This window comes from Rosettibacter sp. KY25 (assembly GCF_057554405.1).
This window is the reverse complement of sequence record NZ_BAAJAO010000008.1, coordinates 22,719-39,002: the sequence shown is the minus strand read 5'-3', so window position 1 is coordinate 39,002 and position 16,284 is coordinate 22,719. Positions and strand designations below refer to the sequence as shown.

Below are 16,284 nucleotides of genomic sequence, written 5' to 3'. Positions count from 1 at the left end.
ATGATTTTACTCAGTGAAAATATTTCTAATTACATTAAAAAAAATTTTGGCGAAGAATACTTTCAAAAGTATAAAGAATTTTATGACAGCAATTATAAAAGCTGCATAAGATTTTCCAGAAAAGTTAATTCAGAATTGCTCATCAAAAACTTGAAGGAATACGGAATTGAATTAAAGAAAATAGAATCAATAAAAAATTCATATCAAGTTATTGAAGGAGAAGAATTAATTGGCAAAACAATTTATTACATACTTGGGCATTATTACATTCAAAGTCTCTCTTCAATGATTCCAGCAGAAGTGTTAAATCCCGAAGAAACTGATAAAGTTCTTGATTTGTGTGCAGCTCCAGGGTCCAAGACAACTCAACTTTCAGATTTGATGAATAACAAAGGAACTTTGATAGCAAATGATATTTCACTTGACAGATTGAAAGTATTAATGTTTAATTTGGATAAAATGAACATTGTAAATGCTGGAGTCCTGAATAAGAAAGGAGAACTTTTAAGTAAATCTTTTGAAAATTATTTTGATAAAATTCTTGTTGATGCACCATGCAGTGCACTTGGAATTGTTCAGAAAAGAGGGGAAGTAAGCAACTGGTGGAACATTAATAAAATTGGAAGCATTGCAGAAGTTCAATACAAATTGCTTTTAAGTGCAATTAAAATGTTAAAAACCGGCGGAACTCTTGTATATTCAACATGCACATTAACTCTTGAAGAAAATGAACTTGTGTTGAATAAGATTTTAAAAAAGTATCCTGTGGAATTAAAAGAAATGAATCTATCGATAAAAAGTAAACCTGCATTTACAAGATATGAAAATGAAGAACTTATTCATTCAATATCAAAGGCAAGAAGAATTCTTCCTTGGGAAGTTAATTCGGAAGGATTTTTTGTTGCTAAATTAATTAAAACAGATGAACTAAAAGAAAATTCTGAAAAGATTCATTCAAGAGATAAAATAGAACTTTGCAATTTTTCAGACAAAAAAGTAAAAGACTTTTTACTTAGAGTTTCTGATTATTATGGAATTGAAAAAGGTGTTCTTGAAAATTATCATTACATTGTAAGGAGCAAAGATTTATATTTTGTCAATGAAGATTGGGAATCAATTAATACGGGAATGTTTAATCGAATTGGTTCAAAGTTTGGTTCGATAGATAAAAACAAAATTGTGCAGGTTCACACAGTTGCTGCACAGATACTTGGAAATCATTTTAATAAAAATATTGTTGAACTTGAGGATAAAAAAGAGCTCGAATTGTATTTGAAAGGAGGAACAATTAAGAAAAATTTTGGTAAGGAAGGACAAAAAATTGTGAAATACAATAATCATATTCTTGGCACTGCTGTTTCATCCGGCGAAGGATTGAAAAGTCAATTCCCAAGAGCTTTGCGAACTCAAGAAATTGTTATTGTTTAATTATTTCAAATAATTTCTGAAGTATAATTTTGAATACAATCCAATTTTTTCCTTCAACTCAATGAATTGAAAAATAATTCTCATGATTCGAGTCAACAAAATAATTATCTTAGCATTTGAAAATAAAAATTCAATATGAAACGAATTATAATTCTTATTCTAATTTTTGTAAGCACATTATTTGCACAAAACCAAATTGGATTTAAGATAGCCAGATTAAAATATAACGGTGGCAGCGACTGGTATAACGACCCTTCGGCAGAAGTAAATCTTCTGAAATTTATTGCAGAGAATACTAACATCAAGACAAATCCAGTTTATGAATTTGTTGATTTAACAAGCGGAAATATTTTTGCTTATCCATTTTTGTTTATGACGGGGCACGGCAATATTGTTTTTTCAGATTCAGAGGCAAAAAAACTTAGAACCTATCTTGAAAACGGCGGCTTTCTTTATGTTGATGATGATTATGGTCTGGATAAAGCATTCAGAAGAGAAATAAAAAAAGTTTTTCCCGATAAAGATTTGGTTGAAATTCCATTCAATTATGGAATTTATCATTGTGTCTATGATTTCAATTATGGTCCACCAAAAATACATGAACATGACAATAAACCTCCTCAAGGATTTGGAATTTTTGTAAATGGAAGATTATGTGTTTATTATACTTATGAAAGTAATCCAAGTGATGGATGGGCAGATCCCGAAGTTCATAAAGACCCGCAGGAAAAACGTCTTGAAGCATTAAAGTTTGGAACTAATATTGTTGTATGGGCATTAATGAATTAAAATTTTATTAAGATGAAATCGAGCAGAGACGAAATAAAAGAGAAACTGAAAAATTTTTTATTACTCGAAAAAAGAAAAGAAGGATTAAATCTGTTCCTTTCACTGATTTCTTTTCTCTCTATTCTTTTTTTGTTAATTGTTTTAATTGAAGCTGCGGGTAATTTTAATTCTTCTGTAAGAACAATTTTATTTTATTTATTCATTGCAACAGTTTTGATTTCATTTTTGATTTTTATAATTGCTTTTGTAAAAAGTCTTCTGTCAATCAAAAGAATAAATTATGCTGAAGTTGCTGGAAGAATTGGTAATTATTTTGAGAATATTAAAGACGAACTTACAAATGCAATTCAGCTCTTAGAAGAAAAAAATAATAACTACTCACAACAATTAATTGATGCAGCATTTGACAATGTTTATAGAAAAACAAAAGAACTTAATTTTAATTCTATTGTTGATTTTTCTTCTACTAAGAAATTATTAAAGTCAGCATTAACAATTATTGCTGTTGTATTGCTTGCTTCATCTTTGATTCCTCAATTAAACTTAGCTTTAAATCGGCTGATTAACTACAATAAAAATTTTTCGCCACCCTTAGAATTTTATTTTGAAATATCACCTGGAAACAAAGAAGTTACAAAAGGGGAAAGTCTTACAATTAACATTAAAACCATTGGCAAACATCCAAAAGAAATTTATCTGGCATTGAAATCAGAAGATGAAACTGAATTTGTTAGTAAAAAATTAATTCCTGATTCAACACACAACAGCAGCTATGAAATTCCAGTTGTAAAAAATTCTTATGAATACTATGCATTCTCGGGTAAAATAAAAAGTGATGTATTCAAAATTACTGCAGTCAATAGACCGCAGATTAAAAGTATTGAAATAACCGTAATCCCGCCTTCATATTCAAAAATCTCTCAGATTGTGCAAAAAGATAATGGCAATATAAATGCATTAAAAGGAAGCAAGATTAAATTAGCAGTGAGTTCATCACAAAATTTATCGAAAGCTGAAATTGTGTTTGATGATTCAACAGTAAAGCAGATGTCGATAAAAGAAAACAATGCATTTCTTGAATTTAATATCTGGAAAGATTCACAATATAAAATCATGATTTATGATGAAAAGTCTGTTTCAAATGATAATCCAATTGTTTATTCTATAAAAGTAATGAATGATGAACCGCCGTCAATTGAAATGATTTCTCCTGCAGATAATATCAAAACAAACAATGATAAAATTTCTCTTGTGTCAAGTATTAAAGATGATTTTGGCTTTACAAAATTGAATCTTAACTACAGAATTACTTTTTCAAAATACAGAAAAGCTGATGAAAATTTCTCTTCAGCTACAATTCCAATTAATAAAGATAAAAAGGAAGACGAAGTTTATTACACATGGGATTTATCTTCTCTTGTTTTAACTGAAGGAGATGTAGTTTCTTACTATCTTGAAATTTTTGATAATGATAATGTAAGCGGACCAAAATCTGCACGAACAAAAGTATTATCAATTCAAGTTCCTTCAATTGATGAATTATTTGCAGAAGCAGAACAATCTCAACAAAGTGCAGTAGATGATTTAAATAAAACACTTAAAGAAGCCGAAGAATTAAAAGAAGAAATGCAAAAGCTTAGTAGCGATTTAAAGCAAAACAGAAAAGATATAACATGGGAAGAAAAGGAAAGAGTAGAAAAAGCTGCAGAAAAATTTAAAAACTTGATGCAGAAAGCAGAAGAAATATCTCAAAAACTTGCAGAGATGCAGAGTAATCTTTTGCAGAACAACTTGCTTTCAGAAGAAACTTTGCAAAAGTATAATGAGCTTCAAAAAATTCTTGATGAAATGACAAGCGACGAATTGAAAGAAGCATTTAAGAAACTTCAGGAAACTTTGCAGAGCTTGATGAGGGATAATGTTCAAATGTCTCTTGAAGAACTGAAAGCAAATGAAGAATATTTTAAAAAGAGTATTGAGAGAACAATTAACTTATTGAAAAGAATTCAAGTAGAACAAAAAATTGACGAGCTCTTAAAACGTACCGAAGAATTAACAAAGAAAATTGATGAATTAAAAAACAGAACAGAACAAAGCAATCTATCGAATAACGCAACAAGAGAGGAATTATCCAAACGACAGGAAAGCATAACTGATGAATTAAATAATCTTGAAGAAGAAATGAAAAAGCTGAAAGAAAAAATGGAAGACCTCAAAGATTTGCCCCTTGAGCAATTACAAAAGGCAATGGAAAAATTTGATGAACAGAATAATCAGGAATTGTCGAAAGAAGCAATGAAAGAGCTGCAAAACATGCAAAAGATGAATGCACTTGAAAATCAAAAGCAGCTTTCTTCGAATATGTCAATCATGAATAATGAATTCAAAGCTTTACAATCTGCTATGCAGCAAATGAATCAATTAAAAACTTATTATGAAATGATGAAGATACTGGATGATTTGTTGACATTGTCTGATATGCAGGAAAAATTAAGGAATGAAACATCAAAGCTGAATTATAATTCATCAGAGTTTACAAAAAATTCAAGAAAGCAAAACGAACTTCAAAATAATTTGAATAAAATTCTCAACAAGATGACAGAGCTTTCACAAAAAACTTTTGCAATTACACCAGAAATGGGAAAAGCACTTGGAAAATCATTTTCGGAAATGCAAAAATCAATTGGAGCACTTCAAAATCGAAATGGTGCTGTTGCATCTCAATATCAAAGCAGAGCGATGGAATTTTTGAATGAAGCTGCAAGTTTATTAAAAGGGGGAATGGAACAGATGATGAATGGAGGTCAAGGTGGAGGAATGATGTCTTTGTTTCAGCAGCTGCAGCAAATAACTCAACAGCAAATGAATCTTAATCAATTAACACAAATGCTAAATCAAGGAAAGCTCACTCAAGAAATGATGGCACAATTGCAAAGACTTGCAGCTGAACAGGAAACAATCAGAAAATCATTGGAACAATTAAACAAAGAAGCACAGGAAGCAGGAAAATCCAAAAGTCTTGCAGCAAATCTTCAAAAAATTCTTGATGAAATGAAAGAAGTAGTAACCAATTTAGAAACAGAGAAATTAGATGATGAATTGGTGAAACAGCAGGAAAGAATTTTATCACGTCTGCTCGATGCACAGCGTTCAATAAATGAAAGAGATTATGAGAAAGAAAGAAAATCGACAACGGGAAAAAATGTAAACAGAAATTCACCTCCTGATTTGATTTTATCCAATGAAGAAAGAAAAAATAAAATTCGTGATGAATTACAGAAAGCAATGAATCAAGGTTATAAAAAAGATTATGAAGATTTGATAAGAAAATATTTTGAGGCACTTGAAAAAGAAAAATAGAGACGCCACATCGACGTCTCTATTTTTTATAAATCAGTTTTCTATAGCAGGCACTTTTCCAAGAATATCTTCAACACTTAGACTTTTTAATTCGCCAAGGTTTAGTTCTTTAATCCCATTTTCAATTTTAGATTTATCACCAACTATAATAACAATCATTTCATCAGGCTGAATATATTTTTTTGCTGCTGCATTAACTTCTTCACTTTTTACTGTAAGCATATTTTTTACATAATCATTAAAGAAATTTTCTGGAAGATTATATTCTATTAGTTCTTCAATTTGAGATGCAATTTCTTCAACCGACTGAAAATTTTGTGGATAACTTAAAGCTACAAGATTTTTTGCTCTGTTTAATTCATCATCAGGAATAGGTTCTCTAATTCCATTTAATTCTTTGAAAAATTCAATGAGTGCTTTGTCAGTAACTTCTGTTTGAACTGATGAATAAGCAACAAAACTTCCGGCAACAGGTCTGAAAATAAATCTTGAGCCTGCACCATAAGTATAGCCATGCTCTTCTCTCAAATTATTATTTAATCTTGATGTAAAAGAACCGCCTAAAATTGTATTCATAACAATTATTGAATTATAATCTTCGGTTAATCTTTTTGGTCCAACTCTTCCAATATAAATTACGGATTGTGCAGAATTTGGTTTGTCAATTAAATAAACAATTCTTTTTTCGACCTGTTTGGGTTCGGATATTTTTGTTTCTTTAATTTCTCCTTTTTTCCATCTTCCAAAAATTTTTTCGAGTTTGTTCTTTAATTCGTTTTTGTTGATATCACCAACTGCAACAACAAAAGCATTGTTGGCTTTAAAATATTTCGAATAGAATTTTTTCAAATCATCAGTTGAAAAATTTTTGATTGAATTTTCATTTCCAATAGATGGCTTTCCATAGGGATGATTTTCTCCAAACAATAATTTGTTGAATGCAATGCCGGCAATTGATGTTGGCTGGTCGTGCCATTGAGAAATTGTGGTTAAATATTCTTTCTTTTTTCTTTTAAGTTCATTTTCTGGAAAATCAGGTTTAAGAATTATATCCCCCATTATTTTTAATGCTTCATCAAATTTTGAAACAGGGGTGTGAAGATAAATTCCAGAAAAATGTTGACCAGCTCTTGTAGAAATTTTTGCTCCGAGGAAATCAATTGCATCTGCAATTTCAAGAGTAGTTTTTCCTGCATTTCCTTCATCAAGCATATCAAATGTGAGATTAGCCAGACCCTCTTTTTGCTGCGGGTCATCAATTGTTCCAGCTTTTATAATTACATTTAATTGAATTAATGGGACATTATGTTTTTCCATTAAAATTACTTTTAAACCGTTTGAAAGTTCAAATCTTTCAAGCTGAGGAAGTGTCAATGATTTTGGCGGAGGTAATGCCGGCGGTTTTGTTCTGTCAACTTCCTGTGCATTTACAACGAATGTAAGAGTGAAAGATATTAACAAAAAAAGTTTACGAAAATTTTTCATTTTATTTTTCCTCCGCATTTGGTTTTACAGCTAAATCGGTTTTTCCTTTTGGAACAATGCTTAAAATTACTCTTGCATTATCAGATAAATATGTTTGTGCAGCTGAACGAATATCATCTGTACTTATTGCTTTGTATCGTGCTAAATCTTCATTGGCATAATCGGGATTTTTTGCATAATAGAAATATGAATTTAATAAATCTGCTTTTCCGTTGAATCCGCCAACTTTCTCAAGTGCATCAAGAAATGAAGCTTCAATTTGATTTACTGCTCTTTGAAGTTCTCTTTCTTTTGGAGGCTCTTTTTTTAATTTGTCTATTTCTTCCTGAATAACATTTTTTATTTCGGTTAAATTATGTCCGGCACGCGCAGTAGCTATTATAAAAAATTGAGAAGAAAGTTTACTTGAATTTTGAAAAGCATTTACATCCTGTGCAATTTGAAGTTCATAAACTAATCTTTGATAAAGTCTTGAATTTTTTCCTCCACTTAAAATATTAGCAAGAATATCCATTTCAGCATCGCCGGGTGCGAATTTAGGCGGAGTTATCCATGTCATATAAATTCTTGGCAGCTGAACTTTATCTTCAAGAACAACAATTTTTTCTTCATGTAAATTTGCTGCTGCAGGATTTTGTGGTGGAACAGGTTTTCCTGCTGGTATATTTCCATACCACTTTTCAACAAGTTTAATTGTTTCTTTTGGATTAATATCTCCTGCAATTACAAGTGATGCATTATTTGGCACATAATAAGTTTTATAAAATTCAACTACATCTTCATAGCTTGCAGAATTTAAATCTTCCATTGAACCAATTACAGGCCAGCTGTAAGGATGACCTGCTGGATATAAATTTTTATAAATAGTTTCCCATGCTAATCCATATGGACGATTTTCGTAACTCTGGCGTCTTTCATTTTTTACTACTTCGCGTTGACCATCAACTTTTTCTGGAGTCATTGCATCAAGCAGAAATCCCATTCTATCTGAATCAAGATATAAAGCAAGTTCCAGAGCATTTGAAGGAACATCTTCAAAGTAATTTGTTCGGTCTTCTGTAGTTGAGCCGTTATTTTCCCCTCCTGCTGCTTCGAGTAATTTGTCAAAATCACCTTCAGGAACATGTTTTGAACCTTCAAACATCAAGTGCTCAAAAAGATGTGCAAAACCTGTTCTGCCTGGCTTTTCGTAACTCGAACCAACATGATACCATGTGTTTACAGATACTGTTGGAGTTGTGTGGTCTTCGTGCAAAATTACATTAAGACCATTTGGTAATACATATCTTTCGTATGGTATTTTAATTTGTGCAGAAAGTATAATTGAAAAAAGAAAAATTAATAATGCAGTTTTTTTCATAACATCTCCTGAATAATATTTAGTGTAAAATAAAATTTCTTTTTGTGAATTTCTAAGATACTTTTTTGATATCATTCAATGATTTCTATTTCTAAAATTATTTTTACAAAAAATTAGGATATTAAATTAATTATGCCTATGTTTGTTTTAGAAAGGCAGCAGTTTTAGAAGTAGATGTAGAAGTAAACCTTCCCACAATTTTTAAAGCCCTGTCAATTTACAAATCAATTAAAAAGGAGCATCTGTCATGGCAGAGCGAAGACAAGGATCTGTTAAATGGTTTAACAGTTCAAAAGGTTATGGATTTATTCAACAGGCAAACGGAGAAGATGTGTTTGTACATTTTCAATCAATCATTGGAGATGGATACAGGTCATTATCCGAAAATGATAAAGTTGAATTTACAATTACAAAAGGTCAGAAAGGTTTGCAAGCCTCTGAAGTTAAAGTAATAAAGTAATAGACCATTAACTTTGAACCCCCGCATTGACGGGGGTTTTTTATTTTAAAAATGAAGAGAAACAGTTTTTGCTAAAAATTATTTTATCGATTTAAAATTGTTGTCAACATCTTCAGGATATTCAATCCAATCTGCAACAAATACATTTGTATCTCTTGTAAATTTTCTTTCTTTATTTCGATTGGAACAAAAAACTAATTTTTTGCCGTCATAAGAGAACATTGGGAAAGCATCAAAATTTCCGGAGTTGGTAATTTGTTCTAAGCCGCTTCCATCAAGATTAATCATAAAAATGTCGAAACGTCTTCCTCCTTCTTTTAATGAATGATGATTGGAACAAAATAAAATTTTCTTTCCATCAGGATGAAAGAAAGGAGCCCAATTAGCACCGGGTAAATTTGTTACCTGACGAACATTTTTGCCGTCAATATCGGCAATGAAAATATTTAATTCTTTTGGTTCAACATATCCTTCTTCAAGTAGTTTTTTATAGATTTCTGCATCTTCACCTTTTGGACGGCTTGCTCGCCAGACAATATGTTTTGAATCGCGTGAAAAAAATGCACCGCCGTCATAACCTAATGTATTTGTAAGCTGCAATAATTTACCAGTTGCAATTTCATATCTCCATAATTCAAGGTCGCCCGACCTTGTTGATGTAAATACAATATATTTTCCATCGGGAGAAACTGTAGCTTCTGCATCGTAACCATCGCCGCCGATTAATACTTTTGGTTCTGAGCCATCTGAATTTGCAATATAGATATCATAAGTTTTGTAAAGTGGCCAAACATATCTTCCATTTGAAAACATTTTTGATTCCGGACATCTTTCATCTGCAGCATGAGTGGATGAATAAATTATTCTTCCATCAGGTAAAAAATAACTGCATGTTGTTCTTCCTTTTCCTGTAGAAACTAATTTATATTTATTTTGATTTTCTAATAGGCTTCCATCGGCATTCATTATAAAAATTTGGTCGCATCCATGAGGATTAATTTTTTCCCAATCACTTTGAAATATTAATTTTCTGTTGTCAAAACTCCAGTAAGCTTCGGCATTATTTCCGCCAAATGTAAGTTGACGAATATTTCTTAAATGTTTTTCTCCTTCAAATCTTAGAGAATCTTTTGCAGGGTCATATTTCTGAATGTTTTCGGATTTTTGAAAAACAGAATCAAATGAAAAAATAACAACGATTAGAATTGCTGCAAAAAATAATTTATTGTTCATGAAATTTCTTTCTGTTTTGTTATTTGATGATGATGGTTTTTTTATCTTCACGAAATAAAAGATAAATGCCAGCAATGATGAAAGGAATGCTTAAAATTTGTCCCATATTAAGAGGTAGATATTGTTCGAAGTAAGTCTGGTCTTCTTTTATGAATTCAACAAAAAACCTGAAAGTGAAAACAAGAACAAGAAATAATCCAAGCAAAAAACCATTTTTAAATTTTGCATTTGAACGGAAGTAATAAGCAAATAAAAAAATAAATATTAATAGATATGCGATTGATTCGTAAAGTTGTGCGGGATATCGCGGAACGTTATCAACAGCAGCAAAAATAAATCCCCACGAAGCATTTGTAGGTTTTCCAATAATTTCGGAATTGAAGAGATTACCAAGTCGAATGAAAGAGCCGCCAAGTGCAGTTGGAATTGCAATTCTATCAAGCAGCCACAAATATGAATATTGATTTTTCTTTTTGACGAAATAATAAATTGCAATAAGAATTCCAATTGCTCCGCCGTGACTTGCCAATCCACCTTTCCATATCTGAATAATTTCTAATGGATGGGATAAATAATAAACTGGATTATAAAACAAGCAATGTCCTAATCTTGCACCTATAACGGTTCCTAAAATTATGTACCAGAGTAAATCATTCAAATCAGCTTCCTTCTTTTTTTCTCTTTTGAAAATAAATAACATGATTTGATAACCAATAAGAAAGCCAAGTGCAAATAGTAAACCATACCATCTTATTGTAAATGGTCCAAGTTTTAAAATTTCGGGATTTACATCCCAGTAAATCAATCTTATCCTCAATTTGAATTAACTTATTACAAGCAAATTTAGTAATCATAGAGTAATAAACCAAAAGTATGATTCGATAACATTGATGATATAACAAACTAAATTCAACTGATTTTGTTCAATTATGGAATCTAAATTTTAGATTAGATAAACATCACTTTAATTTTTATTTTTGAATTAAGAATGACTTCAAAAAGGAATTTAATTATGTCTCTAAAAAAAGCGGCAAAACATCGTGAGTTAACTGAAGATGAACTGAAATGGACATGCGACCCAAAGATTTTTGAATTTGAAAGCACAGAAAAATTAGAACCAATTGAAGGAATAGTTGGTCAGGAACGTGCATTAAAAGCATTAAAGATTGGTGTTGAACTGAAAAGTCAAGGATATAATATTTTTGTTACAGGATTATCAGGCACAGGCAAATTAACTTCAATCAAAAAGATGCTTGAATCAATTGCCCCAAATTGTGAAAATCAACTTTATGATTATGCCTATGTGAATAATTTCAAAGATGAAGACAGACCTTTATTGCTTCAATTTCCTGCAGGAATGGCAAAAAAATTTAAGAGAGATTTAAACAGAGCAATTAAATTTTTACAGGAAAGAATTCCTCAAGTTTTATCAACAGAACCATTTGTCAGCAAGAAAAAACAAATTTTATCTGATTACACAAAACAGCAAAGAGCAATAATGTTAAACTTTGAAGACAAACTGAGGAAAGATAATTTCACGCTTGGCGAAGTTAAAATGGGGGAAATGGTTCGCCCAGAAATTCTTGCTGTAATTGATAATCAACCTTTTTTTATAACTCAGCTTCAGGATTTAATTAATGAAAATAAATTATCTCAAGATCAGGCACAGGAAATTTTTAATAAATACACTTCTTATCAGGAAGAACTTCAACAAGTCTTTAAGGACAGCTTAAAGCTTACTCAAGATTTTCAGGAAAAAATTATTCAACTTGAAACTGAAGCTGTAAGAGTTATAGTTCAGGTTACAATTGATGATTTAAAGAAAAAATATAAATTCAAGAAAGTCAGATACTATCTTGACCAGGTAAGTGAAAATATAATTTTGAATCTCGACATATTCAAAGGACAAAAACCTGTTCGAGAAGAAACAGAAAGCGGAATTATTGTTGATTACTTAAAAGAATATGAAGTAAATATCATTCTGGATAATTCTCACACTAAGGAATGTCCAGTCGTAATTGAAACAAGCCCAACTTATACAAATCTTTTTGGAACAATAGAAAGAATTAGTGATGGACACGGCGGCTGGTATGCAGATTTTACAAGAATAAAAGCCGGTTCTCTCTTAAGAGCAAACGGCGGATTCCTTGTAATTAATGCTCTTGATGCATTCAGTGAACCCGGGGTATGGAAATCACTAAAACGCGTCCTTCTTTATGGTAAATTGGAAATTCAAGACCTTGCAAATCTTTATCAAATTGCTCCAAGCATTTTAAAACCAGAACCAATTCAAATTGACACAAAAGTTATTCTGATTGGAAATAATTATATTTATTCAATCCTATCGGCATACGAAGACGACTTTAATAAGATTTTCAAAATAAAAGCTGATTTTGATTATGAAATGGTTCGAACCGATAAAGCATTGACTGAATATGCAAGAGTAATAAAAAAATTAATTCAAACAGAAAAACTTCTTGAGTTCGATAAATCTGCAATTGCTAAAATTATTGAGTATGGTGCAAGATATGCAGGAGAAAAAAATAAATTAACTACAAGATTTGCTTACATTGCAGATTTAGTACGTGAATCCAGCTTTTGGGCGCGTGATAATGGAGATAAAATGGTTACAGATTATCATGTCACTCAAGCTTACGAAGCTTCAAAAGAAAGACATGGTCTTTATGAATCAAAACTTTCTCAAATGATTCATGAAGGAACAATTTTAATTGACACAGAAGGAGAACGTGTAGGAACAATTAATGCTCTCGTTGTTTATCAAAGCGGAACTTACTCATTTGGCAGACCATCAAGAATAACTGCAGCTGTTTCACTCGGAAGCGGAAACATTATAAATGTTGAGCGCGAAGCTGGATTGAGCGGTAGCACTCACAACAAAGGCGTTTTAATTATTTCAGGTTACTTCAGAGAAAAATTTGGAAAAAGAATTCCTCTTTCGTTTAATGCCAATCTTGTATTTGAACAAGGTTATGGATTTATTGACGGCGATAGCGCTTCAATTACGGAAATTTGTGCTCTCCTTTCTGCTTTATCCGGGATTCCAATCAAACAATCAATTGCAATTACTGGCTCGGTTAATCAAAAAGGAGAAATTCAACCTATAGGCGGCGTTAATGAAAAAATCGAAGGCTTTTTTGATGTATGCAAAAAGAAAGGATTAAATGGTAAACATGGAGTGGTAATTCCAATTCAGAATGTAAAAGACCTTATGCTCAAAGATGAAGTTATTAATGCAGTTAAAGAAGGAAAATTTCATATCTATCCAGTATCTACTGTTGATGAGGCTATCGAAATCTTAACTGGCATTAAAGCTGGAAAAGTTTTGAAGAACGGCAAACATGAACCAAACACTGTTTTTGGTCTTGTTGAAAAAGAATTAATCGCAATGAAAAAAAGATTGAAACCAGAACCTTCGAAGAAAACAAATTCAAACCAGAAAGAAAGTAATTCTAAATCAAGTGAAGGAAAGAAGAAAAAGTGAATAATCAATTTGCAAAAACAAAAATTCTGATTACAATCGGTCCTGCATCAGATACAAAAGAAAAATTAGAAGCATTAATCGATGCTGGGGCAGACGGCTTTCGTCTGAATTTTTCACACGGGAATTATGAATATTTTGAGAAAGTATTTAATCTTATAAATGAAATTTGTGTCGAAAAATCTTTGCCGATTCCAATCTTAGTTGACCTTCAGGGACCCAAAATTAGAATAGGTGAATTAATACAGCCAGAAATTGAAATTAAATCTGGTGATATACTTGAAATCACCACTCAAAACATTAAAGGAACAAAAGAAAAAATTTCTACAAGTTATTCGCAATTGATTAATGATTCTCAAATTGGCGAAACAATTTTAATTGATGACGGCTTAATAAAACTTATAATAGAAGAAAAGAAAAATGATTCAATAATTTGCAGAATAATTGAAGGCGGAATTCTAAAACCAAAAAAAGGAATGAATCTGCCAGGAATGAAATTAAGCACTCCCTCAGTAACAGAAAAAGATTTTGAGAATCTGGAATTTGCTCTTAAACATCGTGTCGATTTTATTGCATTATCCTTTGTGAGAAAACCAGAAGACATTGTTAATTTAAGAACATGGCTTGAAGAGAGAAGTTTTAAAATTCCATTAATTGCAAAAATTGAAAAAGAAGAAGCAGTGAATAACTTCGAAAAAATTCTTGAAGTTTCTGATGGAATTATGATTGCACGCGGAGATTTAGGTGTAGAAATTGGAGTTCAGCAGGTTCCTGTTATTCAGAAAAAAATTATTAGAAGATGTAATGAAGTTGGGAAACTTGTAATTACCGCAACACAAATGCTCGAATCTATGATTAACAATCCAGTTCCAACAAGAGCCGAAGTTTCTGACATCGCAAATGCTGTTTGGGATGGAACTGATGTTGTTATGTTAAGCGGCGAAACATCTGTGGGTAATTTCCCAGTTGAAGCAGTAAAAGTAATGAACCAAATATTGCTTACAACCGAAGCCGAAGCTGGAAACAGAAAAAATATAAATTATCATATTCCAGAAAATATTTTTGAAAACATGATCGATGCAAGCGGAGCTGCAGTTGTAAGAGCTGCCGAACAAGTGAAAGCTTCGGCAATTGTAATCTTTACACATCTTGGAATTAAAGCAAGTATTGTTTCAAAATTTAGACCCGAAGCATCTTTGTTTGCAATCTCTGATAAGTTTGAGACTCTCAATACCTTAAATCTTCACTGGGGAATTAAACCATTTTTCCTTGACCAGATTTATAATGAAGAAGCTGCAATAGCAAATTCAAAAAGATTGTTAAAAGAAAAAAATTTGATTAAAGATGGAGATGTAATTATTTTTACTGCAGGCGAACCAATGAAAGATAAAGGTAGAAGAACTTGGATGAGATTTATAGTTGTTTGAAAAAATAATGGAATAATGAAAATTTGAGTTCTTTATAAATTTCTAATTATGTTCTTAGATGTTAATATGAATGATTTAATTTGTTTAGGATTTGATTATGATTGCACAAACTGAAAATCTAAAATTAGCAAAATGGTGGCAGCCAGCTAAGAATAATAAAATCCTTTGCACTTTGTGTCCCCGCTACTGCACTATTGGAGAAGGTCAAGCAGGATTTTGTTTCATACGACAAAATATCGGAGGTAAATTATATTCAATTGGATATGGCAGACCAACAGGATTTGCAATTGACCCGATTGAGAAAAAACCTCTCAACCATTTTTATCCGGGCACACAAATTTTAAGTTTTGGAACTGCGGGATGCAATCTTGGCTGCAAGTTCTGCCAGAACTGGTCAATCAGTAAAGCAAGATTGGATAATATAAATTCACTCGAAGCTACGCCCGAAGATGTTGTGGCTCTCGCAAAAAAATATCATGTCCCTTCAATTGCATTTACTTACAACGACCCCGTAATTTTTGGTGAATATGTAATTGATATATCTAAACTTGCAAGAGAAGAAGGAATTAAAACTGTTATGGTAACTGCAGGATATATCGATAAAGAAGCACGAAAAGAAGTTTATCAATACATCGATGCTGCAAATGTTGACCTCAAAGCATTTTCAGAAACATTTTATCATAAATTAACTTTTTCGCATCTTGAACCTGTGCTTGATACATTAAAATGGCTTAAGCACGAAACTGATGTTTGGTTTGAAATAACTACTCTTCTTATTCCTCAGGAAAATGATTCCCCGGATGAAATCAAAAGTATGTGTGAATGGATATTGAAAAATCTTGGCGATAGTGTTCCTTTACATTTTACAGCATTTCATCCAGATTTTAAAATGAGAGATAAAGAAAGAACTCCGCCTTCAACATTGAGAATGGCAAGAAATATAGCTTTGAACGAAGGAATAAAGTATTGTTACACAGGAAATATTCATGATATTGATGGACAGACAACTTATTGTCCAAATTGCAAGAAAGAATTAATTGTTCGCGATTGGCATTCAATATTGAAATATAAAATTAAAGAGGGTAAATGCATTTATTGCGGCAATGTGATTGAAGGAAGATTTGAGTAATACTAGCAATAAAAAAATTCACAGAAGGGCAAAAATTTTAGTGTATTTTTTCGTGATTATAAATATATTAACAAAAACTTTTCCTCTCTTTTGTTGATTAAATAAAAACATAAT

Annotated in this window: 11 protein-coding genes; 7 read left to right on the top strand and 4 right to left on the bottom strand. The window is 31.4% G+C overall.

The window, feature by feature from the left end:
- The 3 genes from AC27L2_RS06525 (at position 1) to AC27L2_RS06515 (ending at position 5,577) form a co-directional block, all read left to right on the top strand.
- Complete coding sequence (locus AC27L2_RS06525) at positions 1 to 1,428, top strand: NOL1/NOP2/sun family putative RNA methylase (protein ID WP_487210906.1); 1,428 nt, start codon at positions 1 to 3, stop codon at positions 1,426 to 1,428.
- 135 nt (positions 1,429 to 1,563) lie between these two features.
- Positions 1,564 to 2,217: a DUF4159 domain-containing protein gene (locus AC27L2_RS06520; RefSeq protein ID WP_487210905.1), complete on the top strand. Its 654-nt coding sequence runs from the start codon at positions 1,564 to 1,566 to the stop codon at positions 2,215 to 2,217.
- Positions 2,218 to 2,229: 12 nt separating this feature from the next.
- Entirely contained in the window at positions 2,230 to 5,577 is a 3,348-nt protein-coding gene (locus tag AC27L2_RS06515) for a hypothetical protein (protein ID WP_487210904.1), read from the top strand.
- A gap of 33 nt (positions 5,578 to 5,610) precedes the next feature.
- On the opposite strand, the gene AC27L2_RS06510 is transcribed toward AC27L2_RS06515, so the two are convergent.
- Both AC27L2_RS06510 and AC27L2_RS06505 read right to left on the bottom strand, forming a co-directional pair.
- Positions 5,611 to 7,062: a M16 family metallopeptidase gene (locus AC27L2_RS06510; RefSeq protein ID WP_487210903.1), complete on the bottom strand. Its 1,452-nt coding sequence runs from the start codon at positions 7,060 to 7,062 to the stop codon at positions 5,611 to 5,613.
- Position 7,063: 1 nt separating this feature from the next.
- On the bottom strand, positions 7,064 to 8,422 hold the full coding sequence (locus tag AC27L2_RS06505) for a M16 family metallopeptidase (RefSeq protein ID WP_487210902.1): 1,359 nt from the start codon (positions 8,420 to 8,422) through the stop codon (positions 7,064 to 7,066).
- A 247-nt stretch (positions 8,423 to 8,669) separates the two neighbouring features.
- On the opposite strand from AC27L2_RS06505, the gene AC27L2_RS06500 reads away from it, so the two are divergent.
- Positions 8,670 to 8,882 carry a cold-shock protein gene (locus AC27L2_RS06500; protein ID WP_353676925.1) on the top strand — a complete coding sequence of 71 codons (213 nt, stop codon included), beginning with the start codon at positions 8,670 to 8,672 and terminating at the stop codon, positions 8,880 to 8,882.
- A 78-nt stretch (positions 8,883 to 8,960) separates the two neighbouring features.
- On the opposite strand, the gene AC27L2_RS06495 is transcribed toward AC27L2_RS06500, so the two are convergent.
- Together AC27L2_RS06495 and lgt are read right to left on the bottom strand one after the other, a co-directional pair.
- Positions 8,961 to 10,115 carry a TolB family protein gene (locus tag AC27L2_RS06495; protein WP_487210901.1) on the bottom strand — a complete coding sequence of 385 codons (1,155 nt, stop codon included), beginning with the start codon at positions 10,113 to 10,115 and terminating at the stop codon, positions 8,961 to 8,963.
- Positions 10,116 to 10,134: 19 nt separating this feature from the next.
- A complete protein-coding gene (lgt, locus tag AC27L2_RS06490) occupies positions 10,135 to 10,920 on the bottom strand; it encodes a prolipoprotein diacylglyceryl transferase (protein WP_487210900.1) in 786 nt (261 codons plus the stop codon).
- Between the two features lie 207 nt (positions 10,921 to 11,127).
- On the opposite strand from lgt, the gene AC27L2_RS06485 reads away from it, so the two are divergent.
- The 3 genes from AC27L2_RS06485 to amrS all read left to right on the top strand — a co-directional run bounded on the left by AC27L2_RS06485 (position 11,128) and on the right by amrS (position 16,170).
- A complete protein-coding gene (locus AC27L2_RS06485; RefSeq protein ID WP_487210899.1) occupies positions 11,128 to 13,617 on the top strand; it encodes a Lon protease family protein in 2,490 nt (829 codons plus the stop codon).
- Entirely contained in the window at positions 13,614 to 15,041 is a 1,428-nt protein-coding gene (gene pyk, locus AC27L2_RS06480; protein ID WP_487210898.1) for a pyruvate kinase, read from the top strand. The genes AC27L2_RS06485 and pyk overlap by 4 nt, the downstream gene beginning before the upstream one ends.
- A 97-nt stretch (positions 15,042 to 15,138) precedes the next feature.
- Positions 15,139 to 16,170, top strand: coding sequence for an AmmeMemoRadiSam system radical SAM enzyme (amrS, locus tag AC27L2_RS06475; RefSeq protein WP_487210897.1), 1,032 nt, complete (start codon positions 15,139 to 15,141; stop codon positions 16,168 to 16,170).
- Positions 16,171 to 16,284 lie beyond the last annotated feature (114 nt).